This is a genomic window from Lentzea sp. NEAU-D7, assembly GCF_026242055.1.
Taxonomy (GTDB): Bacteria; Actinomycetota; Actinomycetes; order Mycobacteriales; family Pseudonocardiaceae; genus Lentzea.
On the sequence record NZ_JAPJDL010000016.1, the window covers coordinates 75352 to 98945 of the forward strand.

At 69.0% G+C, this 23594-nt stretch carries 21 protein-coding genes and 1 tRNA gene; 9 read left to right on the forward strand and 13 right to left on the reverse strand.

Annotated elements, in window-relative coordinates; genetic code table 11:
• The first annotated feature begins 104 nt into the window (after positions 1-104).
• A complete protein-coding gene (locus ORI60_RS28785; RefSeq protein ID WP_266041137.1) occupies positions 105-1322 on the forward strand; it encodes a thioester domain-containing protein in 1218 nt (405 codons plus the stop codon).
• A gap of 78 nt (positions 1323-1400) precedes the next feature.
• Here ORI60_RS28785 and ORI60_RS28790 read toward each other — a convergent pair whose 3' ends face one another.
• Complete coding sequence (locus tag ORI60_RS28790; RefSeq protein ID WP_266041138.1) at positions 1401-2714, reverse strand: BNR-4 repeat-containing protein; 1314 nt, start codon at positions 2712-2714, stop codon at positions 1401-1403.
• A gap of 187 nt (positions 2715-2901) precedes the next feature.
• Here ORI60_RS28790 and ORI60_RS28795 point away from each other — a divergent pair, with 187 nt between their 5' ends.
• From ORI60_RS28795 to ORI60_RS28805, 3 genes are all read left to right on the forward strand, one after another.
• On the forward strand, positions 2902-3072 hold the full coding sequence (locus tag ORI60_RS28795) for an antitoxin (RefSeq protein ID WP_266041139.1): 171 nt from the start codon (positions 2902-2904) through the stop codon (positions 3070-3072).
• Positions 3073-3714: a putative glycolipid-binding domain-containing protein gene (locus tag ORI60_RS28800; RefSeq protein ID WP_266041140.1), complete on the forward strand. Its 642-nt coding sequence runs from the start codon at positions 3073-3075 to the stop codon at positions 3712-3714.
• 110 nt (positions 3715-3824) lie between these two features.
• Positions 3825-3986 carry a DUF397 domain-containing protein gene (locus tag ORI60_RS28805; RefSeq protein WP_266041141.1) on the forward strand — a complete coding sequence of 54 codons (162 nt, stop codon included), beginning with the start codon at positions 3825-3827 and terminating at the stop codon, positions 3984-3986.
• On the opposite strand, the gene ORI60_RS28810 is transcribed toward ORI60_RS28805, so the two are convergent.
• A complete protein-coding gene (locus ORI60_RS28810) occupies positions 3983-6091 on the reverse strand; it encodes a S9 family peptidase (protein WP_266041142.1) in 2109 nt (702 codons plus the stop codon). The genes ORI60_RS28805 and ORI60_RS28810 overlap by 4 nt on opposite strands.
• Before the next feature lie 28 nt (positions 6092-6119).
• The gene (locus ORI60_RS28815; RefSeq protein WP_266041143.1) at positions 6120-6719 is read right to left on the reverse strand and encodes a DUF4097 family beta strand repeat-containing protein; all 600 of its coding nucleotides are present in this window, start codon (positions 6717-6719) and stop codon (positions 6120-6122) included.
• A 187-nt stretch (positions 6720-6906) separates the two neighbouring features.
• On the opposite strand from ORI60_RS28815, the gene ORI60_RS28820 reads away from it, so the two are divergent.
• Positions 6907-7617 carry a helix-turn-helix domain-containing protein gene (locus tag ORI60_RS28820; protein WP_266041144.1) on the forward strand — a complete coding sequence of 237 codons (711 nt, stop codon included), beginning with the start codon at positions 6907-6909 and terminating at the stop codon, positions 7615-7617.
• Positions 7618-7668: 51 nt separating this feature from the next.
• Here ORI60_RS28820 and ORI60_RS28825 read toward each other — a convergent pair whose 3' ends face one another.
• From ORI60_RS28825 to ORI60_RS28845, 5 genes are read right to left on the reverse strand one after another with little or no spacing between them, the layout of a single operon-like run.
• Entirely contained in the window at positions 7669-8853 is a 1185-nt protein-coding gene (locus ORI60_RS28825) for a thiolase family protein (protein ID WP_266041145.1), read from the reverse strand.
• Positions 8854-8872: 19 nt separating this feature from the next.
• Positions 8873-10591 carry a hypothetical protein gene (locus tag ORI60_RS28830; protein ID WP_266041146.1) on the reverse strand — a complete coding sequence of 573 codons (1719 nt, stop codon included), beginning with the start codon at positions 10589-10591 and terminating at the stop codon, positions 8873-8875.
• Between the two features lie 19 nt (positions 10592-10610).
• Positions 10611-12149 carry a hypothetical protein gene (locus ORI60_RS28835; RefSeq protein ID WP_266041147.1) on the reverse strand — a complete coding sequence of 513 codons (1539 nt, stop codon included), beginning with the start codon at positions 12147-12149 and terminating at the stop codon, positions 10611-10613.
• Positions 12150-12158: 9 nt separating this feature from the next.
• Positions 12159-13106: a prephenate dehydrogenase gene (locus ORI60_RS28840; RefSeq protein WP_266041148.1), complete on the reverse strand. Its 948-nt coding sequence runs from the start codon at positions 13104-13106 to the stop codon at positions 12159-12161.
• Positions 13107-13131: 25 nt separating this feature from the next.
• On the reverse strand, positions 13132-14337 hold the full coding sequence (locus ORI60_RS28845; RefSeq protein ID WP_266041149.1) for a M20 metallopeptidase family protein: 1206 nt from the start codon (positions 14335-14337) through the stop codon (positions 13132-13134).
• 60 nt (positions 14338-14397) lie between these two features.
• Between ORI60_RS28845 and ORI60_RS28850 the strand changes: the two genes are divergently transcribed.
• The 3 genes from ORI60_RS28850 (at position 14398) to ORI60_RS28860 (ending at position 15449) form a co-directional block, all read left to right on the forward strand.
• Positions 14398-14886, forward strand: a complete 489-nt coding sequence (locus ORI60_RS28850) for a tRNA adenosine deaminase-associated protein (protein ID WP_266041150.1) — start codon at positions 14398-14400, stop codon at positions 14884-14886.
• Positions 14887-14900: 14 nt separating this feature from the next.
• Positions 14901-15332 (forward strand): nucleoside deaminase, encoded by a 432-nt coding sequence (locus ORI60_RS28855; RefSeq protein WP_266041269.1) that lies wholly within the window; start codon positions 14901-14903, stop codon positions 15330-15332.
• Between the two features lie 32 nt (positions 15333-15364).
• A tRNA-Ser gene (locus ORI60_RS28860) sits at positions 15365-15449 on the forward strand.
• Between the two features lie 66 nt (positions 15450-15515).
• On the opposite strand, the gene ORI60_RS28865 is transcribed toward ORI60_RS28860, so the two are convergent.
• A complete protein-coding gene (locus tag ORI60_RS28865; protein WP_266041151.1) occupies positions 15516-16286 on the reverse strand; it encodes a maleylpyruvate isomerase family mycothiol-dependent enzyme in 771 nt (256 codons plus the stop codon).
• Positions 16287-16486: 200 nt separating this feature from the next.
• Here ORI60_RS28865 and ORI60_RS28870 point away from each other — a divergent pair, with 200 nt between their 5' ends.
• Positions 16487-18928, forward strand: coding sequence for an endonuclease/exonuclease/phosphatase family protein (locus ORI60_RS28870; protein ID WP_323055955.1), 2442 nt, complete (start codon positions 16487-16489; stop codon positions 18926-18928).
• 21 nt (positions 18929-18949) lie between these two features.
• Here ORI60_RS28870 and ORI60_RS28875 read toward each other — a convergent pair whose 3' ends face one another.
• The 4 genes from ORI60_RS28875 to ORI60_RS28890 all read right to left on the reverse strand — a co-directional run bounded on the left by ORI60_RS28875 (position 18950) and on the right by ORI60_RS28890 (position 21792).
• Positions 18950-19585, reverse strand: a complete 636-nt coding sequence (locus ORI60_RS28875; protein WP_266041152.1) for a GOLPH3/VPS74 family protein — start codon at positions 19583-19585, stop codon at positions 18950-18952.
• Positions 19585-20238: a GOLPH3/VPS74 family protein gene (locus ORI60_RS28880; RefSeq protein ID WP_266041153.1), complete on the reverse strand. Its 654-nt coding sequence runs from the start codon at positions 20236-20238 to the stop codon at positions 19585-19587. The genes ORI60_RS28875 and ORI60_RS28880 overlap by 1 nt, the downstream gene beginning before the upstream one ends.
• A gap of 310 nt (positions 20239-20548) precedes the next feature.
• Positions 20549-21481, reverse strand: a complete 933-nt coding sequence (locus ORI60_RS28885) for a hypothetical protein (protein WP_266041154.1) — start codon at positions 21479-21481, stop codon at positions 20549-20551.
• Entirely contained in the window at positions 21478-21792 is a 315-nt protein-coding gene (locus ORI60_RS28890; protein WP_266041155.1) for a hypothetical protein, read from the reverse strand. Before ORI60_RS28890 ends, ORI60_RS28885 begins: the two co-directional genes overlap by 4 nt.
• Between the last annotated feature and the right edge of the window lie 1802 nt (positions 21793-23594).

Consider the following 23594-nt stretch of genomic DNA (forward strand, 5'->3'; position numbering starts at 1 on the left):
CTCGCTTCCTGTCGGTTCAGTGTCGATGACGACGTGCCGACCGTCCCGACGGATGACGACTTCCCGCCGCGTTCGGGCTAACTTCAGTGAGCAAGAGGAGACCCATGGCTTCCCGGTTCAGGATCGGTACCGCGCTGCTCGGCGCGACCGCCGCCCTCGCGTTCTCGGCCCTCCCGGCCCACGCTGACGTGGTCATCAAGCCGGACCAGGGCGGCCAGGAGAAGGGCCACACCGTGGTTCTGCTCCCGGTCGGCAACATCAAGGACCCGAACGAGCTCAACCAGGGCACCGCGGTCATCAAGCTCCGCATCGAGGACGACAAGGACCGCTCCAACGTCTTCGCGTACTGCGTCGAGCTGCCGACGCCGCTGGAGGACTCGGACGCGCTCAAGGAAGCGCCGTGGGGCACGCACCCGAACCCCAAGTCCCAGTTCCCGACGAACGCGGGCAAGGTTCTGTGGATCCTGCAGAACTCCTACCCCGGCAAGAAGATGCCCGAGGTCAAGAAGGCGTTCGGCGACCAGTTCGACAAGGAGGAGACGATCGCCGCCACGCAGGCCGCGATCTGGCACTTCTCCGACGGTGCCGCGCTCGACCCCGACAAGAACCACGCCGACGTCATCAAGCTCTACGAGCGCCTGATCAAGGACGCCACGGCGAACGAGATCAAGGAACAGCCGAAGCCGACGCTGGAGATCGACCCGGCGTCCAAGGAAGGCAAGACCGGCGAGAAGATCGGTCCGTTCAAGGTCACGACCACGGCCTCCGAGGTCAAGCTGACCGCGAACCTCCCCGAGGGCGTCACCGTCACCGACGCGCAGGGCAACCCGCTCGCCGTGCAGAAGAAGGGCGACGAGCTCTCGGTCAAGGGCACCGGTGAGAAGGTCTCCGAGTTCTTCGTGAACGTGCCGGAAGGCACGAAGGACGGCGAGGCCAAGTTCAAGCTCTCGGCCGAGGCCGAGATCGCCCTGGGCCGCCTGTTCGTCGCGCACAACAAGAAGCAGGACGACAAGGCGCAGTCGCTCGTCGTCGCGCAGCCGCAGAAGGCCAAGGTCGAGAAGGAAGCCAAGGCGTCCTGGAAGGCCGGCGTCGTGCCGACCACCACGACCACGACGGCCACCACCACGACCACCACCACGGCGCCGGAGACCACTCCGTCCACGACCTCCTCCACCCCGGCCAACCCGGCTCCGGGTGGCGGCGAGGACGACCTCGCGTCGACCGGTGCGTCCATCCTGTGGCCGCTGCTCGGCGGTCTGGTCCTCGTCGGCGCCGGTGTCGGTGCGCTGTTCGTGGTCCGTCGCAAGAAGGCCGGCGCCTGATCTAGGCAGCCAGCCCCCAAGACGAACGCCCCCTGGTTCCGCGCCGGAGCAGGGGGCGTTTGCCGTTCTCAGGAGGACTTACCGGCGGCTGATGCCAGCCACGTAGATGTCGCCGTCGGCGATCGCGACGTCCCGGTTGGACGAAGCCCCCGAGAAGATCGCGCGGGCGGGATCGCGGAAGTTCTCCACGATCTCGACGCGCTGCACCGGCTTGGCCGTCGGGATGACGGTCTCCGGCGACCAGAAACGGCCCAGCCGCACCAGGTACGTGTTCACGTTCGGCTTGCCGTCCTCGGTGGCGTAGACGCGCCAGGTGAACGGGTCCACCTTCTCGACCTCACGGGTGCGCAGGCCCCGTGCGACCTCCTTGGTCTCCCAACCGCGACCGTTCCAGGTGGACAGGTAGTTGCGCAGCGGGCCACCGGCCTCGTCGCCCATGAACCACAACAGGAACGGCCGGCCCAGGACCGTGCCGACCTGCTGGATGTAGTCGGGCGACTTCACGTTGTTCGGCAGGGTCAGCGGGGTCTCCGCGACCTTCAGGTGCTTCTCCTGGTCGGCGTCGTCGATCTGGGTGCCCAGGTCCTTGCCGGATGCCGAGTAGAAGTGCCGGTTCTGCGGGTCGAACCACGTGTAGTAGATGTTGCGGTGGTAGCGGTCGTGCTTGTTGCCCTCGGGCCCACCGCCGGCGAGCGTGTAGACGATCCGCACGCGGCCGTTCTCCTCCTGGCGGAGCTGGCCGATGTAGATCTCGTTCATGTTGTCCGCGCGGGCGGTCGAGCCGATCGCGAAGCGGTCCCCGGTCAGCTCCGTGGAGGTCTTCCACGTCTTGCCGTTGTCCTTGGACACCACGTAGAGCATCGGGCGCGTGTCCGTCGGAGTGGTGCCGTCGAGGTCGCGGGTCGTCTCGCGGTAGAAGACGTAGATCGTGCCGTCGCGGGTGACGAACGGCATCGGGTACGTGGCCGCGTTCTTCGAGATCAGCGTCTCTTCCCAGACGCCGTCGGCCGAGTTCGGCCGGGGCGAGCGGGACATGCGCAGCTCGACGTTGTGCATGCCGCGGAAGATGAGCAGGTGCCCGTCCCCGGCCTGGACCATGGTCGGGTAGTTGTGGGCGTCCGACGCACCGTCCGCGATCCGGTTCGGAGCGGACCAGGTGGACTTGCGGTGGTCGTACGACTGGACGTAGCTGTCCTCGTACTGGCCGGCCCACGAGATGAACGTCTTGTTCGCCTTCTTGTCGTAGACCCCACCGGCGACCGGACGCCGGTCGCTGCGGGCCGCGACGCTCGTGGCCGTGGTCGTCACCGTGAACTTCGCTTTCCCCTGAACATCGGCCGTGGCGTTGGCCGAGGAGACCGCGACGAGCGGCAACAGCAGCACTGCGGACATAACTCCACGCAGGAGCCGTGTCATGGAACTTCCTCCTGGTTCTGACCGCGAAGGCGGCCGACCAGGCGGCGGTGACGACATCTTCGTTGTCACCGAGCCGACTTGTCCAGGCGCAGTTAGCGTGATCGCGGCTATCAACACGCGGGGCCTACTCGGGTACCCTGCGTCAGGGACGAAGGAGCACCACATGAACTTCGACGAGATCAAGAACAAGGCCCTGGACCTGGCCGAGCAGAACCACGAGAAGGTCGACCAGGGCATCGACGCCGCGGCGGACTTCGTCGCAGGCAAGTTCGGTCACGCAGACCAGGTCGACTCGGTCGCCGAGAAGATCAAGGACATCCTTCCAGGTGGATGAGTGAACTCCTTCAACGCCACTGACGCTGGGCGGGTCACCTCCACCGGAGAGACCCGCTCTCCTTCTGCCCGCCGGCCGGAGATGTTCACCTGGCAGGGCATCCACGAGCCGCGCCTCGAGCAGGTCCGCCTGCTCCTGTCGAGCGACCAGCGCCTCCGCGCGTCGGGCCGCCTCGTCGCCGCCGGCCCCGAGGAGCAGTTCAACGCCTCCTTCGAGGTGTCCGTGGGCGAGAGCGGCCAGGTCAACCGGCTGCTGCTGCGCACGGCGACAGTGCTGGAAGAGCGCCAGTGCTCTCTCTCCCGCACCGAGGACGGCGCCTGGCTGGTCGACCACGGCCAGGGCAGCAAGCGCGAGACGTTCAACGACGCGCTCGACGTCGACGTGCAGTTCGCCGTGCTGTTCAACGCCATCCCGATCCGGCGCCTGGGGCTGCACCGCGAACCGGGCGAGCACGCGCTGCCCGTCGTGCGGGTGTCGCTGCCCGACCTGGCGGTGAAGGCCGTCACCCAGACCTACAAGACCGTGTCGGTGGGTGACGAGGTCTCGGTGGTGCGGTTCAAGAGCGGTGGGTTCGAGCAGAACATCAAGGTCGACCCCAACGGCCTGGTCGTCGAGTACCCGCTGATCTCGAAGCGGATTTAGAACCGCTCCAAGAACATCCGGTCCACGGGGATGACCCAGCGGCAGATCGCCGAGCTGCTCGACATCGAGGGAGCTGATCATCAGCATCGTGTCTTGAGGAGGCGCTGGGGATGTCGACGTGGCGGAAGAGCAGCTACAGCGTGAACCAGAGCGACTGCGTCGAGGTCGGTCATGGCGTCGGCATCCGCGACAGCAAGGCGCCGACCACGCACCTGCCCGTGTCGGGAAAGGCGTGGTCGGCGTTCCTGACCAGGGTGAAGTCCGCTCGCTAGAGCATCTCTCCCAGCACCTCGGGGTCGATGACGATCGGCGCGGGCCGGTAAGCCGGAGGCTCGACCCCCATCAACGCCCGGACCAGGAAGTCCCAGGCCCGCGTCCGCACGTAGGCGAGCCGGTCGAGGAGCAGGTGCTCAGCGCCGGGCACGATCAGCAGCTCGAAGTCCTTGCCGGCGACGATCAGCGCGTCGGCCAGCCGCAGCGACTGGTCCGGGTGCACGGTGTCGTCCAGTTCGCCGTGGATGAGCAGCAGCTTCCCTTCCAGCCTGTCCGCGATCAGGACGTTCGACGCCCGCGTCCAGGCCGAGGGGTTGTCGGGGCCGTCGACGTTCTCCGCCCAGCCCTGCGCGAAGCACGTGGCGTCGTGCGAGCCGGACAACGCGACACCGGCCTTGAAGGTCTCCGGGTAGGCGAGCATCGCCCGTGCCGCAGCGAATCCGCCGCCGGAGTGGCCCATCACGCCTACGCGTGAGAGGTCCATCCACGGCCGCGACTCCGCCAGCTGGTGCAGCGCCGCGACGTGGTCCTCCAGGCTGCCCGCGTCGGCCAGCCTGCCGTACGAGGCGTCGTGGAAGGCCTTCGAACGGCCCGGCGTGCCGCGTCCGTCCAGTGCGACGACCACGAAACCGACCGCCGCCAACGGTTCTCCGTCCATCCCCATGCCGCCGGGGTCGAAGCACGGCTCGACCCTCGTGACCTGCGGGCCGGGATAAACGCTGTCCACCACCGCATAGCTCCGCGCCGGGTCGAAGCCGCGCGGCTTGTAGAGCACGCCGTAGATGTCCGTGGTGCCGTCGGCCGCCTTGACGCGGAACCGTTCCGGCGCGGTCCAGCCCGTGGCGAGCATCCTGCTGATGTCCGCCTTCTCCAGCGGGACCAGCACCTCACCCGTCCACGAGCGCACGGTCGTCACCGGCGGAGTGTCCACAGTGGATGCCGAGTCGACGAAGTACTCGCCGTTCGGGGCCACCGTGACGACGTGGTCCAGGGAGTCGTCCGTGACGATCGTGAACCCGGTGCCGTCCAGCCCGACCTGGCACACCGTGCGCCGGTACGGGTCTTCCGCGACCAGCCCGGACGCGGTGAAGCGCACGACGTCGCCGGACACGTGCAGGATCTCGCGGACCAGCCACTGGCCGGAGGTGACCTGGTTGCGCAACGCGCCGGTGCGCAGGTCGTAGCGGTAGAGGTGGCCCCAGCCGTCGCGCTGCGAGAACCACAGCACCTCGTCGTCCAGCACCCGGACGAGGGGCATGCCGTAGATCAGCTGGTTGGGGCCGACGCGGTTGGTGCCCGTCTCGCTGAGCACCACGCTGACCTCGCCGGACGAGGCGTCCATCCGGTTCAGGGTCAGGGTGTGCTGGTCGCGGGGGCGGCTGAGGAAGTAGACGGTCGAGCTGTCCTCCGACCACCACGCCCATCCGTTCGAGATGGGGGAGAGCTCCGGCATGAGCAGCGGTTCGCACTGGGCGCGGACCGTCGTGCCCGCCGCCACGTCGAACACGACCAGCTCGGCGAACGGCAGGTCCGCGTCGCCGGGGTAGGCGTAGCGCTGGGTGTGGGTCACCGGGACGCCGCCGTCGGCCGGACGTGACTCGACCAGGTGGGTCTGGCGGACCGCGCGCTGGTCGGTGCGGTGGGCGAGCACCTTCGTCGAGTCGGGAGACCAGGCGAGCGCCGGCGGCATGTGCGGCAGGCCGAACCTGCGCATCAGCGTGCCGTAGTTCAACGCGTCCGGGCCGTAGCCGTACCCGTAGTCCTCCTCCCCGTCGGTCGTGAGTGCCCACTCGCGCTCACCGGAGCGCGCCCACAGGTCCTGCCCGCGCCGCGACACCGCGACCTCGCCGTCGGGGGAGGTGACCTCCAGGGGGTTGCCCGGCGCGGCGATGAACGGCATCGGGTCGAAGTCCGGCGTGCGGGTGCCCGCGGCCGGGTCGACGACGATGAACTGCCTGGTGTCGCCATCGCGGACCTGGTACCAGAAGCGCCTGCCGTCCTCGATCCACTGTGGACGGACTTTGTCGCCGACGACGAGCTGTCCGGGGCGGGCGATGCGGCCCAGGAGTTGTTCTGCGGCTTGGTAGTTGGCGGCGGTGCTCATGTCTCTCCCCAGTGCGTGAGTGGTGTGGTCAGAGGCTGCGGGCGGTGATGTCGCCGTACGACGTGGTGGCGCGGATGGTGATGCCGGCCGTGCCGTCGTTGCGCAGCGAGTTGGTGATGCGGCCGTAGGAGGTGCCGGCGTCCAGCGAGGCGGAGAGTCCGGAGGCGACGGTGATGTCGCCCTTCTGGGTGCTGATCTCGGCGGAACCGTTGAGGCGGCCCACCGTGACGTCACCGGCCTGCGTCTTCACGTGGACGTTCGAGGCCTCGTCGATCCTGACGTCGCTCTGCGCGGCCTCGACCTCGACGTCGCCGAGCCGGCCGACACCGCGGAACTCGGCGCTCGCGGCCTTGGCCTCGACGCGGGAACCGGCGGGCAGCTGGACGGTGATCTCGACGGCCCCGGACGAGCCGAGGATCTTGTTGCCGGCCTCGGCGCTGATGCGCAGGACGCCGTCGGCGAAGTCGACCGCGACCTTCTCGGCGGCCTTCACGTCGCGGCTCTGCGAGGCGTCGGCCGGCAGGACGTCGACGGCGGTGTCGGAGCGGTCGGCGGCGATGAACTGGACGCGGCCCGCGGGGATGTCGAGAACGGCGGCGATGGGGGCGGGGGTGGCGAAGGTCTGCATCTCTGGCTCCTGTGGCTCGTTGTTTCTGATAGCCGAAACGCTACGTTGCGTTTCCAGATTGAGCCAACAACTTCGTTGCGAAGAGAACACATACTTGCAGTTAAAAGGCCTAAGATCGTTGCAACCGGATGTAGATCTAACGCAACGATCGTTGCAATGAGATGTCGGTGAACGCTATGATCGGCGCATGCCAGGAGGTCGACTCACCCAGCAGGAACGTCGCCAGATCGCCATCGGCTTGGCCGACGGCCTCGCGTACGCGGAGATCGCGAGGAGCCTCGACCGGCCGACCTCGACGATCACGCGCGAGGTGATGCGCAACGGAGGTCCGGCCGGCTACAAGGCCGACATCGCCCACCTCGCCACCGAGCGCCGTGCGCAGCGCCGCAAGCAGGCCGCGCCCCGGAGGCGGACGGTCGAGCGCGCGGACGGGCGCGATCCCGAGGCCGTGCGGGAGTTCGAGGAGGTGTTCTCGGGCATCTTCATGGGCCAGGGGCTGCCGAAGATGACGGCGAGGGCGCTCGCGAGCCTCTACGCCACCGACTCCGGCAGCCTGACCGCGTCAGAACTGGTGGGACACCTGGGGGTCAGTCCGGCGTCCGTCTCGAAAGCCATGTCCTACCTGGAAAGCCAGGGCCTGATCGGCCGCGTCCGCGACGAACGCCGCCGCGAGCGCTACGTCGTCGACGACGGCGACATCTGGTACCAGTCGATGATCGCGAGCGCGGCCGGTACGACCACACTGGCCGAGGCCGCGCGCCAGGGCGTCAGCAGCCTCGGCCCCGGCACGCCCGCGGCCGTCCGGCTGGAGAACATCGCGCGGTTCCTCGACTTCGTCAGCGAGAGCATCGTCCGCGCGGCCGAACAGGCGCGCGACATCCTGCACTCCAGGGCCTAGGCCGGGTCCCTCGCCCGCTACTGCCGCCCGACGGGAATTCCGGGACCCGGCCTAGACGCGGACCGCGACCGCCACGCCTTGGCCGACACCGACGCACGCCGCCGCGATGCCGACGCCGCCACCACGCGCCCGCAGGTGGCGGCACAGGTCGATGATCACGCGGGGCATCGAGGCGCCGAGCGGGTGGCCGTAGGCGATGGCGCCGCCGTGGACGTTGACCTTCTCCTTGTCGATCTCGGGAAGGTGGTGCACGACGGACAGGGCCATCGCCGCGAATGCCTCGTTGATCTCCCACAGGTCGACCTGGCCGGCTTCGAGGTGCAGGCGCTTCAACAACTTCCGGATCGCCGAGACGGGCGCGACCGTGAACCGGTGCGGTTCCTCGCCGGTCGTCGCCGATCCGAGCACCTCGCCCAGCGGCTCGACACCCAGTTCGGACGCGATCGCTTCCGTGCCGAGCAGAGCGGCCAGTGCGCCGTCGTTCAGCGGCGACGCGTTGCCCGCCGTCACCGATCCGCTCTCCGAGAACGCGGGCTTCAGCTTCGCGAGCTTGTCGAGGCTGGTGTCCGCGCGGACGTTCTCGTCGCGCCGGACCGCCGTCCCGTCCGGCAGCTGCACGGGGAACGCGAACCCTTCGTGCACGCCCGCGTCCCAGGCGGCAGCGGCACGGCGGTGCGAGCGGAGGGCGAAGTTGTCCATCTGCTCGCGCGTGATCCCGAGCTCGTGCGCCACGTTCTCGGCGGCCAGTCCCAACGGGACGGTGTAGTGCTTGGGCATGCGCGGGTTCACGAGCCGCCAGCCCAGCGCCGTCGACACGGTCTCCAGCCGGTCCGGGAAGGCCTTGTCCGGGCGGGCCGTCACGAACGGAGCCCGCGACATCCCCTCGACACCACCGGCGACGATCAGGTCGGCGTCCCCGGTGATCAGCGCCCGAGCACCCTGGATGATCGACTCACCGCCCGAGGCGCACAGCCGGTTCAGCGTCACGCCCGGCACCGAGACCGGCAGGCCCGCCAGCAACGCGGCCATGCGGGCGACGTTGCGGTTGTCCTCGCCTGCGCCGTTCGCGTCACCCAGCAGCACGTCGTCGATGCGCGCCAGGTCGAGCGACGGGTAGCGGCGCAGCAGGTCGACGATGGGCAGCGCCGCGAGGTCGTCCACGCGGATGCCGGACAGACCTCCCCGGTACCTGCCGAACGGCGTGCGGGCGGCGTCGATGATCAGTGCGCGTGCCATGCGCTCCATCTTGGAGCAATCAGGCCTTGAGCAAAAAAGGAACGTAGCCCGTTTCGGGGTGCACCTCTGAATCGGTGCTGAAGGCCTTCACCTCGATGGCGTGCGCTCCGGCGGTCAGCGCCCCCGTGTTGAGTGAAATCCGCCACCGGCCCGCCGCGGCGGGGCCGTCCGCCGTGGTCGGGATGGTCGCGACGTGGGTGCCGTCGAGCCTGATCTCGAACCCGGCGAGCCCCGCCACCGACGCGTCGAGGGCGTTGACGCGCACCTCCAGGACCACGCGGCCGCGGTTGAACGCGGCGCCGTTCTCGATGGGCTGGCCACTGGCGTCCAGGACCTCGGGGATCGGGTCGGCGAGCGTCGGTTTCGCGTCCACCAGCGGTGCCTCGGACTCGCGCCGCGCGCTGCTCTCGGGGCCGGTCAGCTCGACGTCGGTGTGGGTGATCTGGACGCGTTCCTCCGTGACCAGCTGGACGTTCAGGTTGTCGGTGAAGGCCTCCGCCGGCAGGTCCGCGACGGCCGGGTACTCCGCGCCCGGCTTCCACGGCGAGCCCTCGACGGCAGGCTTGAGCGGCACCTGGACGCCGTTCACCTTGATCTCGGTGATGGGCGGGCTCTCGCGCGACGGGATCATGGCGATGCGCAGCTGACCTGCGGTGACGTCCGCGATGGGGCTGTTGCTGGTGCCGGCCGGACCGTCCACGCGCACCTGCGGCGTCGGGCCGGTGAGCGGGACGTCGGCCTTGGCGGTGCGGTAACCGATCAGGTCGACGCCCGCGCGGATCCGGTCGCCCGCCAGCGCCGCGACGCCGACCAGGGCCGTCGCCTCGCGCCACTGCGGCACGAACGGCGAGGTGGCGACGACGTCACCGTCGCGCACGACCCGGACACCGGCGGGCGTCAGCACGACCTCCCAGCGCACGGTCACACCCGGTACCGCGGCCGGGACCGGCTTGACCGGGGTGCCGTCCGGGACGAGCTCCACGATCGAGTTGCCGGAGTTGTCCGTGGAGATCGTGGCGCGAACGGTGTTCGGCGGCACCGGTTCGCCCTGCACGCTGACCGGGCCCGGCACGAGGTCGAGCAGCAGCTTGCCGCCGGTGCCCGGTGCGTCGGTCTCGATCACGAGGCGGCTCTCGTCGTCGTTGCGGACGAACGGAGTGCGCGACCTCAGCGTCACCGCGCGGGTGCCGCAGCTGCTGCTGATCACGAGCCGGTCGTCGTCGTCCCCGTCGCCCGAGGTGGCGCGGGCGCAGTCGGTGCGCTTGGAGAGCCGCCACCGTTGCGGGTCGGGCCCGGTCCGGCTGTCGAAGCGGTCGGCGAACGTGTACGGGGCGCTGTCGGCACGCGGGGTCGCCCTGGTCGTGACGGGCTGCGAGCGCTGGCCGAACGCGTCGACCGCGCGGATGTCGACCTGCTGCTCGCGGTCGTTCTCGAGGCCGTTGAGCTGGGTGCCGGGCCTGGTGACGAGCCTGACCTGCTCGCCCCACCGCACCTCGTACGCGGGCGCGTCGCCGGTCCAGTTGAGCTGGATCTTGTGGTGCCCGGCCCGCGCGACGACACCGGACGGCGTGGCCGGACGGCTCTGCGGGCCTGGCACCAGGATCTTCTCCGCCGCGTACGCCTTGAGCTTCGTCGGCGGCGGGGGAGCCGTGGGCAGGTCGCCCCCGCCGGTGTCGCGCAGGACGATCACGCCGGCCACCAGCGCGAGTCCCGCGGCAACGAGGACGACCCGCTTCATAGCGGTCACGCTAAGGCGTTCACCCCAGCTCGAACACGGTTTCCGCGATAACGGGTTCGCCACCGTCCGCCGGAAGGACGCTGAGCTTGAGCCGAGCGACCGACCCCGGGGTCAGGTTCCCGGTGTCGAGCCAGAACTCGTGCCTGCCGGGGCCCTGCTCGTCGGTGGGCAGCGCGACGATCCGCTTGCCGTCCAGTTCGAGCTCGATGCCGCGGTGCCCGATGTCGTTGACCTCGGCCGTGACGAGGACGCGTCCCCTGCCGGGCAACGGCTGCGGGGGCTTCGCGCCGTCCTCGTGCATGACGTGCAGCCGGGGGCCGCCGGTCTTGATGCCACCGGGCCGGTCCGCGAGCCGGGGGAGTGCGCCGGGACGGCTCTCGGGCTTGCGGATGACGACGAGCCGCGCGTCCTGGGCGGCGATCCGCCCGGCGTCGAGGGGCACGTCGGTGATCGTGACCTGCCTGTCCTGACCGGCCTTGACGAGCTTCACGGCGACGACGTCCTGGGGCAGTGCGACGTCCTGGTCGAGTGGGATGACCTCGGTGGGCACGACGCGTTCCGGCACGCCCCCGACGCCGAACGCGTCCAGGAAGCCCCCGCCGTCGATGCGGATCCGCGGGTGCACCACCCGTTCCGCGATCGCGACGGGCTCGTAGGCGACCACGACGCCGTCCCGCAGCGCGACCACCGCGTCCGGCAGCACCCGCATCTCCCACCGGTGCCGCACGCCCGCGACGAGCCCGGTCATGGGCGAGTCGCCGAGGGTGACCTGCTTGCCGGTGCGGGGCAGTTCGGGGTCCGCGACGATCCGCGTGCCCTGCGTCGTGATGTCGAGGCTGACCGAGCCCCTGGGCTGCGCCTCGGTCTCCGGCAGGTACTGCCACGGGTCGGGCAGCAACGTCAGCCGCACGTGACTGGACTCGACCGCGCCCGCGACGCTGATGATCGCCCGGCCGGTCGCGCCGTCGTTCGCCGGCACGCCGAAGCGGATGGGCGTGTTCGACTGGAAAGCCGCCATCGGGCAGTCGACGTCGACGCGCTTGCCCGGCCCGAACGGCCTGAGGCCGAGGCAGTCCGGTTCCGCCTCGACCCGCCACTTGCGCGGGTCGAGCGCTTCCGGGCCGCCGAACTTGTCAGGCTGGCCGACGAGCTGGTCGTCCCACTTGCCGTTGTAGAGGTCCTTCGGCTTCGCGGCGATCTTGAGCGGCTCGCTGCGCTTGCCGGTGGCGCTCACCGCCCGGATCTCGACCTGGGTCTCCTGCTCGGGATCGAGCCCCGGCAGCTCGACCTCGGGGGTGGGCACCAGCTGCTCGTTGCCGTTCCAGCGCACCTCGTAGGCGGACGCCGAGCCGTTCCACGCGATCTGCACAGCGTCGGCGTCGAGCGCCTGGGCCCTCGGGTTCGCGGGCTTCATCGGTTCCTGGAGCGCGACGACCTCGACGCCGTCCGCGACTTCCTTCTTCAGGGTGTCCGGCGCGTCACCGCTGCGGAGCGCCACGACGGCGGCGACGACGAGAGCGAGACCACCGAGCCCACCGGCGAGTGTCCGTCGATCCACCCGGCGACCTTACGACGTTTCCGCTTGGGCGGTGCTGCCGTTCAGACCAACCAGGCGTCCGCCACGAGAGCCGAGGTTGCGCAGTGCGGCGAGCGCTCCCGGCTTGGTCAGGTCGATCGTGACCGGGGTGCGGCCCGGCTGGTTGACCAGCGCGTTCCGGCCCTCGTGACCGGCCTCGATGGTCTTGGCGAGGCCTCCGGTGGACGCCAGCGAGCCCCTGGCCGCGCCGAGCCTGCCCAGCGCGTCGTCGACCGCCATCAGCAGTGCGTCCCGGTTCCCCTCGCACATCGCCCTGACGAGCTCGGGACGGCTGCCCGCGACTCTCGTGCCGTCCCCGAAACTGCCGGCCGCGAGCGCCATGGCGAGCGGCCCGCCGTCGGCTCCGACCGCCGCGAGGATCGCCGCCATGATGTGCGGGAGGTGGCTGATCCGCGCCACGGCCTCGTCGTGCTCCTCCGGCGTCGTCGGCACCACGTGCGCCTTCAGGTCGAGCGCGAGCCGGATGACGTCGTTGAGGTGGTCGTCGGCCTCCTCGGGCGTGACGACCCAGGCGGCGCCGTCGAAGAGGTCCGCGGTGCCCGCGTCCCACCCGCTCCTGCTCGTGCCGGCCATCGGGTGCCCGCCGACGAAGCGCGCGTGCGGCGCGTACCGGTGCACGGCGTCGTGCACGGGACCTTTGACGCTCGTGACGTCCGTGAGCCTCGTACCTGCGGGAACCTTGCGCAGGAGGTCGGGCAGGGCGGGCAGCGGCACGGCGAGGACGACGAGCGCCTCGGGGCTGCGGCTGAGGGCCTCGTCCACGTTCACGACGTCGAAGCCCTCAGCACGTGCCTTGTCCGCGTCCTCTTTGCTCGCCGTCGCACCCCACACCGTGCGCCCGGCAGCCTTGGCGGCTCGCAGCACGGAGCCGCCGATCAGTCCCAGTCCGATCACGCACACGTCTCGCACGGCGTCCATCATTCCGTGTGACGCGTACCTGCAACTACCGGAGGGCGTCCAGCGCGAACGCCGCGTACATCGCGACCCCGTGCTCCATGGCGGCCTCGTCGAACAGCACCCGGTTCGAGTGGTTCGGGGCGGCCTCCTCCAGGTCGATCCCGCGCGGGCACGCCCCGAGGAACGCCAACGCCCCGGGAACCCGCTGCAGCACGTAGGAGAAGTCCTCAGCGCCCATCAAGGGATCCTGCATCGGCTCGCTCCACGAAGCACCCATCGCCGCGGCCGCCAGGTCCACCACGTGCTGGCCGACGACGTCGTCGTTCACCGTCACCGGGTACCCCGGCACGATGCTGACCTCGGCGTGGCACCCGTAGGCGGCGGCGGTGTGCTTGACGGCCTGCTTGAGCTCCTTGTGGACCAGGGTCCGCGTCTCCTCCGACAACGTCCTGATCGTCCCGTCGAGGGTCGCGACCTCGGGGATGATGTTCGTCGTCGTACCGGCGTTGATCTGTGCGACCGTCACCACCGCGGGCTGGTGCACGCTCACCCGCCGCCCGAGCATCGTCTGGATCGCCCCGACCATCGCCGCGGCCGCGGGCACCGGGTCCAGCGCGTTGTGCGGCATCGCGCCGTGTCCGCCGCGGCCCTTCACGTGCACGTGGAACGTGTCCGCGGAGGCCATCATCGGCCCCGGCCGGCAGGTCACCACGCCCGACTTCATCGTCGAGGTGATGTGCAACGCGAACGCCTTCTCCACGCCGTCGTCGAGCAGCCCCTCCTCGATCATGTACCGGGCGCCGTGGTGGCCCTCCTCGCCCGGCTGGAACATGAACAGCACGCGGCCCTTGAGCGCGTCACGCCGGTCCGACAGCAGCCGGGCGGAGGCGGCCAGCATCGCCACGTGCGTGTCGTGACCGCAGGCGTGCATGTTGCCGTCCACTTCGGACGCGAACGGCAGCCCCGTCTCCTCCTGGAGCGGCAGCCCGTCCATGTCGCCGCGCAGCAGCACCGTCGGCCCCGGCTGGTCACCCTCGAGGACCGCCACGACCGAGGTCGTCGACTCGCCCTTCGTGACCTTGACGGGCAACCCCTCCAGCGCGTGCAGGATCGCGGCCTGCGTCTTGGGGAGGTGAAGGCCCTGTTCAGGGTGCCGGTGGATCTGACGACGCAGCGCCACCGTGCGGGGCTGCAGCGAGCGCGCCCCTTCGAGCAGTCCGGCGAGACGCGGGTCCGGCGTAGTTGTGCTCATCTCCCGATGGTGCCACCACCTCGGCTACCGGGAAGGTCGTCTGGGCCCTACGGTGTGCACATGACACAGCAGGAGCCGGTCAACGGCTTCGCGGTCGCGGTCGTCCGAGAGGACGGCCGCTGGCGGTGCAGCAGGATGGACAGCTCCGCGCTGTCGGAGCTGGACGCGGCGATCACACAGCTGCGCCAACTGAGGTCGACCGGAGCGGTGTTCGGGCTGCTCGCCGTGGACGACGAGTTCTTCATCATCCTGCGCCCCGTGCCGGGCGGCGTCGCGCTCCTGCTGTCCGACGCGGCCGCGGCCCTCGACTACGACATCGCCGCCGACGTCCTCGACCTCCTGCGCGTCGACCCGCCGGACGAGGAGGACAACGAGCTCTGGCCGGAAGGCGACCTCGGCGTCCTGACCGACCTGGGCATGCCCGCGCACGAACTCCAGATCATCGTCGACGAGGTCGACCTCTACCCGGACGAGCAGCTCCAGATGATCGCCCAGCGCATCGGCTTCATCGACGAGTTCACGAAGCTGCTCGACACGATCCAGGCGTGATCTCCTCAGAGGACATGGTCCGAGCCGCCCTGAAGGCGGCCGCGAACGCGGGCGCGGACGTCCCGATCGGCGCCGTCGTCTACGCACCGGACGGCACGGTGTTGGCCGAGGCCTGCAACGCCCGTGAGACGCTGGGCGACCCGACCGCGCACGCCGAGATCCTGGCGCTGCGCGCCGCCGCGGCCAGGTACGGCGACGGCTGGCGCCTCGACGGCTGCACCCTCGCGGTGACGTTGGAACCCTGCACGATGTGCGCCGGCGCCCTGGTGCTCGCCCGCGTGTCGCGCCTCGTCTTCGGCGCCTGGGAGCCCAAGACCGGCGCCGTCGCCTCCCTGTGGGACGTCGTGCGCGACCGCCGGCTCAACCACCGGCCGGAGGTGCAGGGCGGCGTGCTGGAGCAGGAGTGCGCTGACCTGCTGGAACGCTTCTTCCGGACCCAGCGTTAAGCCACCTGCGAGGGCTGTGTATTGTTCTTACCGGTGGCGTGTCCGAGCGGCCGAAGGAGCACGCCTCGAAAGCGTGTGAGGTGAAAGCCTCCGTGGGTTCAAATCCCACCGCCACCGCTGTTGAAGGGCCCCGGAGCGATCCGGGGCCCTTCTTGCGTTCTCAGAACCTCATCGCGCCCATGGTCAAAAACGCACGTGCTCCAGCAGCAGTGAGAGCAGGTCCGCGTCCCCGAACACCTCCAGCCCGTCCACCGGCCGCCGCCGGTACACGGCCAGCACCAGGTCGACGACGGGGCCGCGCACCGCGACGGCCGCCTTCGCGTGCCCTTCCGTGACCACGGGCGCGGGACCGGTGAGATCGATCACGAACTCCGCCTCGACGTCCGTGGCGTGCAGGTGCACGGTCCCGGAACCGGCGAGGGCGGCGGTCTCGGAAGGCCACCGCTGGAACGCGTAGGGCAGGGCGAGACCGGTCCACTCGCGCAGCGTGTCCTGGGCGATCTCCGGGTCCAGCGAGAACGGCACGCCCAGGGCGTTGCACACGTCCCACCTGTGGATCGCCGTCTCGTGCACCATCCGCCGCGACCACACCCGCGGGCCGGGATGGCCGTTCACCGGCGCGATCATCTCGTCCGGGTCGACCTCGCGCAGCACTTCCGCCAGCGACGCCGCGCCGTCAGTCAGCCAGGGGATCAGCGTGGACGCGCGTTCACCCTCGTACGACGACAGGTGTTGCGCGCCGTTGCGCGAGAAGTCGATCTCCGGAAGTCTGTCGCGCAGCATCGAGTCGGCCCAGCGGTGTGCGTGGCCGACGTGGCGCAGCAGTTGGTTGAGGGTCCAGTCCGGAGTCGACGGGACCTGTATGCGCAGGTCAGCGTCGTTCAGGGAAGAGACCAGCAGGTCGGTCTGGTTGATGATCTCGGCGCAGCGGCGCTCGTAGCTCGGAATCCCCACACGTCCGAATGTAGGGACGCCGGCCTGTGCCTGGGAGGGGCCCACCGGCCGGCGTTCCGAGAGTGAGCATACACCATGATCGAACACTTGTTCGAGTGATCATTGATGGGCCAACCGGTTAACCGTTAGTAACAACGGCTACCAAAGCTCACCCGATCGGGGAAAGATGCGTCGGTCCGCCGCATCCCCTGGAGGAAGTTTTGAGACCCACCCTGCCCGTCGTCGGGACAGCGGTGGCGGCACTCGTGCTCGCCGCCGTCCCCGCCGTCGCCGCACCCAGCACCGACGCGCTGATCTCCGAGGTCTACGGAGGCGGCGGCAACTCCGGCGCCACGCTGACGCAGGACTTCGTCGAGCTCGCCAACAAGGGCACGAGCGCGGTCAGCCTGGACGGCTACAGCGTCCAGTACATCTCGGCCACCCCCGGCGCGACCACGCAGTGGGGCGTCACCCCGCTGACCGGCTCGATCGCGCCCGGCAAGACGTTCCTCGTCGCCGAGGCCAAGGGCACCGGCGGCACCGTCGAGCTGCCGGCCCCGGACGCCACCGGCACGATCGCCATGAGCGGCACCAACGGCACCATCGCACTGGTCGCCGGCACCACGGCGCTGACCTGCAAGACGGCCGCCGACTGCGCCGCGGACACGCGGATCAAGGACCTCGTCGGCTACGGCACGGCGGTCGTCCGCGAGGCCACCGCGGCTGGTGCGCTGGGCAACACCACCTCGGCGGCGCGCAAGACCGGGCTCCCCGACACGGACGACAACTCCGCCGACTTCGCAGTCGGCAACCCGACCCCGACCAACTCCAAGGGCGAGACCCCGGGCGGCGGCGACCCGGATCCCGATCCCGACCCGGACCCCACCCCCGGCGACAAGCGCATCCACGACATCCAGGGCGTCACGCGCATCTCGCCGCTGAACGGCCAGAAGGTCACCAACGTCCCCGGCGTCGTCACCGGCACGCGCGCCACGGGTGACCGCGGCTTCTGGATCCAGGACACGACCGCCCCCGACGCCGACCCGCGCACCAGCGAGGGCGTCTTCGTCTACACCGCGGGCAGCGCGCCGACCGTCGCGGTCGGCGACAGCGTGCTGGTCAGCGGCACGATCGCGGAGTACCGGCCGGGCGGCGAGACCGGGTCCAACCAGACCCTCACCGAGATCACCGCGCCGACCACGATCACCGTCTCCAAGGGCAACCCCGTCCCGGCGCCGGTCGTCGTGAAGAACATCCCGGCCGGCTACCTGCCCGCGCCGGGCGGCAGCATCGAGCAGCTCCCGCTGGAGCCCGCGAAGTACGGTCTCGACTACTTCGAGTCGCTCGAGGGCACGCTGGTCCAGGTCGACGACGCCCGCGTCGTGGGCCCGAGCAACAACTTCGGCGAGGTCTGGGTGACGGTCAACCCCGACCAGAACCGCAACCAGCGCGGCGGCACCACCTACACCGCCTACGACCAGGCCAACAGCGGCCGCCTGAAGATCAAGGCTGTCGGCACGCTGCCCGCCGCCAACGTCGGTGACGTGTTCGCCGGCGCGACCGTGGGTGCGATCGAGTACACGAACTTCGGCGGTTACACGCTGGCCGCTCTGACGCTCGGCGCGCACACGTCGTCCAACCTGCAGCGCGAGATCACCGAGCAGCAGAAGGAGTCCGAGCTCTCGGTCGCGACCTACAACGTCGAGAACCTCGACCCGTCCGACCCGCAGACCAAGTTCGACCGGCTCGCCGAGGGCGTCACGACGAACCTGCGCAGCCCGGACGTCGTCGTGCTGGAGGAGATCCAGGACAACAACGGCGCGACCAACGACGGTGTCGTCGCGGCGGACCAGACGCTGCAGAAGTTCTCCGACGCGATCGTCGCCAAGGGCGGCCCGCGCTACCAGTGGCGTCAGATCGACCCGGAGAACCTCAAGGACGGCGGCGAGCCCGGCGGCAACATCCGCGTCGGCTTCTTCTTCAACCCGCAGCGGGTGTCCTTCGTGGACCGTCCGGGCGGTGACTTCTCCACGCCCGTCCAGGTCGTGAAGAAGAACGGCCGCGCGGCGCTTTCCGTGTCACCGGGCCGGATCGACCCGCTGAACGACGCGTGGGCGAACAGCCGCAAGCCGCTCGCCGGTGAGTTCAAGTTCCGCGGCCGCACGGTCTTCGTGGTCGCGAACCACTTCAACTCCAAGGGCGGCGACGAGGCCATCCACGGCCGCAACCAGCCGCCGAACCGGACGTCCGAGGTGCAGCGCGCCAAGCAGGCCGCAGCGCTGAAGGCGTTCACCGAGCAGCTGCGCGCGGTCGACAAGGGCGCCAACGTCGTCCTCGCCGGCGACCTGAACGACTACCAGTTCTCGCCCGCGCTCAAGACGCTGACCGGTGACGGCAACCTCAAGGCGCTGATCGAGTCGCTGCCCGCCAACGAGCGGTACAGCTACGTCTTCGAGGGCAACTCGCAGACGCTCGACCACCTCGTCATGAGCAAGAACATCACGCGCTTCAGCTACGACGTCGTCCACATCAACGCCGAGTTCGCCGACCAGGCGAGCGACCACGACCCGCAGATCGTCCGCGCCCGCCCGTCCACGGGTGACGCGAACGTCGACAGGATCGTGTTCGCGCTCGAGGACCTCATCGACTGCCTGAAGAAGTGACCGCCTGCCGCTGCCGCCGCGTCATTCTCCCGACGCGGCGGCAGCGGCCGCGGACGTCACACCCGCCTGGATCGCTTCCACGGCACGGCGAACGGCATCGCCCGCCCAGTTGCCCCTGGCGATCTCCTTGGCCCGCTTCTTCATCTCGCGCTTGTCGCCCTCGAACACCTCGTGCACCGCGTTCACGGCGTGCAGCAGCGTGATCAACGACCCCGTGCGCGCGTCGGCTCCCCGGTACCCGTGCACGACCTCACCGGTCGCCTTCCGCACCTCGCCGGCCGCCGCCTCGTCGACGATCGGGTAGCTCTTCGCCGGGAAGATCCCGAACACCTTCCGCGGCACGACCCGCACGACCTCGCGGCCTTCGAGCTGCGCGACCACGTTGTTCCACAGCCGCTTCCGGATGCGTTCCACCGCGCGGTGCGCCTTCATCGGCTTGTCGAACCTGCCGAGCGCCTCCTGCAGCACCGGATCCCGCAACGGCGTCGGATCGACGACCCCGAGCTTCTTGCCGTTGGGCTCGAACGCGACACGTCCCGTGTCCACGAGCTCGATCAGCACGGCACCGGCGAGCGCGTTCTCCACCGACGCCCAACTGGAGTTCACCCTGCCGGTCCTGCTGTCGATGAACAGCAGAGCCAGATCTTCCTGCAACATCAGCTCGAACCTCCCCCGGACGCGGCCACGGTGGAGGCGATCACGGCCGCGGTCACCGCCGCGTGCACCGCCTCCAGCGCCTTCTTCACCGCGACCCCCGCCCAGTTGCCCGCCGAGATCTGCTTGGCTCGCGCGTTCATCTCCCGCTTGTCACCGGTGAACACCTTGTGCAGGCCCTTCACCGCGTACAGCAAGGAGATCAGCGCACCGGTGCGCTCGTCCGGCGCCCTGTACCCCTGCGCCACGTCGCCCACCTGACGACGAAGGTCGATGACCGCGCCGGGATCGTCGAGCGTGTAGGTCTTCGTCGGGAAGATCCCGAGGATCTTGGACTTCTCGACGGTCAGCACCTCGCGCGCCTCGAGCCGCGCCATCACGTGGTCCTTCACGCGGTTCCGCAGCTTCTCGACCGCGCGCTGCGGCTTCATCGGCTTGGTGATCCTGCCGAGGAACTCCTGCAGGAACTCGTCGTCCAGCGGCGCCGGGTCCACGACCGCGAGCTTCCTGCCGTCCGCCTCGAACGCCACCCGCCCCGAGTCGACCAGCTCCAGCAGCACGGCGCCCGCGAGCGCGTTCTGGACCGACGTCGAGTCCATCCGCACGCCGCCGGCGACCTCGTCGAGGAAGAGCAGCATCAGGTCTTCGGCCAGCATCATGCAACGTTAACGCCGGAAGGGCGCCGAACGTTGAAGTTCGGCGCCCTTCCAAGAGAGCGGAGGATACGGCCGCCAGCGCGCCGATGCCGCCGCGCTCGTGCGAGTTAGGGCGACGTCATCGGACCACGTCGGGAACGGGGTTACGCAGGTGACGTTCTCTGCTCAGGCGGGCGGCGTCAGCAAGCGGGAACACAAAACGCCGGTGGCCGCACCTGACCTTTTGCACATCCTCAAAACCGCCAGAAGTCACACTAGGCGCCAAGGGCCAGCCCGAACGTTCTCGGGCTGGGTCCTTGACTGCTGGAGATCAGCTCCACCAGTCGTCCGTCCCTCGAAGTCTCCGAGACAGTCGCCAGATGCTGCACACCATCGACGTGCTCACCACGAACACGATTCCAAGGATCAGGGCTTCCATTAGCTCAAGGGTCGAAGCGAGGGTCACGGCGGCGACGACGACGGCCAAGGTGAGGACCACTGCAGCAAGTATGATGCTGATCGAGATCAGCATCCGATGGAACCTCACGTCATCACGCAGCGCTGCCATGCGCGGGGAATGACTACGGTCGCCGACCCTATGTCCCGTGTTCGGAAGATCACCGTCTTCTTGCTCGCCATCGTCTTTGGCGTCTTCGAGACGGTTGTTCACCGTGAGGTTGCCGTCAAAGACGACGTCCCGCGTGGTGCTGGCCGTTGGTTCGTCTGCCTGGTCGCCAGCAAGTCGGTTTCGCTCAAGCACATCTGCACCGACCCCGCTCAGGTGACGCTCACTGATGACCCGGAGCAAGTGTGCCCGAACCTGAGGGGTTAGCGCGTCGAAGCAGTCTGCTGCCCTGTCCTCGACCAGCTCGCTGACCACCTCCTCATCAATCGCCTCATCCATCATGCTGGTGGGGATGGCGTAGCTCCGCGCGTCGCGAGGCTGGGTCTCGCGGATCCTCTCCCACAACCACATCACCCTGCGGATCTCGATGGGGTTCAGCTGGCACGCCTGCGCGAACGCCCGCACCTGGTCGGGTTTCCTCGGCATCGTGCGCGTCTTCGGCGCCACGAAGTGATAGACCGACGACCTCGGCAGGCCACCGTAGAGGGCGATCTGACCTCGCGTCCGCCCGGACCACTCCACCATCCTGCGCATCATCGCGACGAACTCGAGCTCGTCCGTTGCGTCGAGCACGAGTTGTTCATCGAACTCGTCCGGCCCGCGATCGATTCGGCCCAGGGGGTGCGGTTGCGGCTTCATCGCGCACCTCCGGAACCGAACAACGCGGTGAAGAACGCCTGAACCGCGGTACTGAGGCGCTGCAGCAGGCCGTTTCGTGGGGGGATGATCACGGTCACGATCGCAGCGACCAAGACCACGGTGAGACCCGTCGCGACCAGAGGATCGAGCGTGACCAGGAAGATCAGCAGGAAGTCGAAGATGAAGCCGCCGACGACCGTGGCGCACACCGCCGCTGCTTGGGGCCACGTCATCGACGGGTGTGCTGGCTCTTCATTGGCCCGTTGTGTTGTCTCCGGCCGGTTCGGGCTTGAGTCCCTGTTCTTGTTCAAGCTGAGGCTTGAGCCCCGGTTAGCTCGGGGACTTGCGCCCCGTGGCGCCTTCTTGTTCGGCGGCACGTCGATGCTCGCTTCCGCCAGCCCCGAGGCGGGGCTGGCCGCTTGCGGGGGCCCTGGAGCCCAGCTCCCGCGGACGGAAGCGGGACGTCCAGGGCCCCCGCTGAGGGATGCAGTCAAGCTCGCCAGTAGGAACGAGAGCCCGACACCTGTCGAGTGGACGGCAATCCGAACGACAGGCACCCTCTTGGCGTCGGACCAAGAGGGATACGACGATCATGCTTTCACGCGTGTAAGTCGGAAAACAGACTCGCGAGGGAGAAGGTGTCCAGCGGAGGCCAGATTCACGACGTCTTGGAAGCGTGCGTTTGCCATTGGAAATGCTTTCAGTGTCCAACAGAGCCCATTCCAACTCGTCTGGATTTCGCGACGCGAGTGTCTCACTCGAACTTCATCGAGGGCATCGGCGCTGTTCAGGGCCCTTGCGAAACTCCAACGTCCGGTTGGACACCATGCAAGCGTTGGACGTACCTAGTATTCGTGTACGCGGAACGGCAGTTAGGGAAGCTAAAGGTCGTTCTGTATTGGTGCTCTCGCAGAGGGATGCAGTCGGGCACCGCCGGAAGGAACAAAACGATGGACCTGTCCGCGGCAACGGGCAGCCATCACCGATAACACCGCGGAGCCCCAGATCGCCCGCCGCAGCGCGTGATCTGGGGCTTTGCTTTGGGCCGTCCAACTCAAGGCTGGCTGAACGACGGTTGATCGTTCCAGTGACAACGCAGCTTCAGCGCGGGTCAGTGGCCGCGCCGTTTGAGCGTGGCGTCCCAAAGCAGCACGGCCCCCCGCCTGCAGTTCGCGGCTTTGCTCGCGCACGTCGCTCAGCCTTTCCCCGAAGGCTGAGCGCGGGCACGGCATAGGATCTGTGAACGGCCGTCCAGGCTCCTTCGGCAGATTGCGGACGGTCCCCTCAGGTTCCCGTCGAGCAGTTGAGCTCCTGCATGCCGGTCAGCTCGCGCAGTTGGCCTGAGGTCGTCATGGCGCCCTCGTCCACCAGGGTGGAGCATGGTCGCCGCGTAGGGCTTAGCGAGTCGCAGCGCTTCGTCCGCGAGATCAATGGTTCAGCTGGGGTCTTCTGCCGGCTGGTCACAGCACGTGGCCGTTGGACGCCGTGATGTCCAACTGGGCGTGACGGTGTCCAATGCAGCGGTGTCCAGAGCGGCGGTGCCGGACGAGATGATGGCGAGCGGGGCGCACGAAGGCGGTGATTCCGAGCAGCACAAGCCTCATTAGCAGCGGAGCTCGTCGCCTCCGCGAACTCAAGCGGCAGCGCGACAGCGGAAGGTCAAGAAAGCGTCGTGCATGGTCGTTGAGAAGTGGCTGACGCACTGGTGGAGAACATCGCTGCGCCCACAGCCTGACCAAACACGATGGTGGGTCTATCGCGCGTCGGTCCACAAGCATCTCATCTCGGCGTTGGCTGCGCCGCATCGACCGCTTGCGGCCTGGGCACTTGGAAGTTCTCCACGCCCGGATGATCGCGAACGGGCTGGAGCCGGGCACGGCGCATCTCCTTCACCGCACAATGGTCCGAACACGCGATGTTGACGCGGTACCTGCACATCCCGCACGAACTGACCGACGCCATCGTGGCGCGGGTTGGCAGGCCCTCGTGGGCAACTCCGACAGCGGTCGACGAAGCCGAGCTGATCGAGGAGCAACGCGCGGCTCTTGTCCAGCTCGTCTCCACCCTGCCGCGGAGTTGGCGACGAGGCTCGCCGATGTGCTCCCAGGCGACG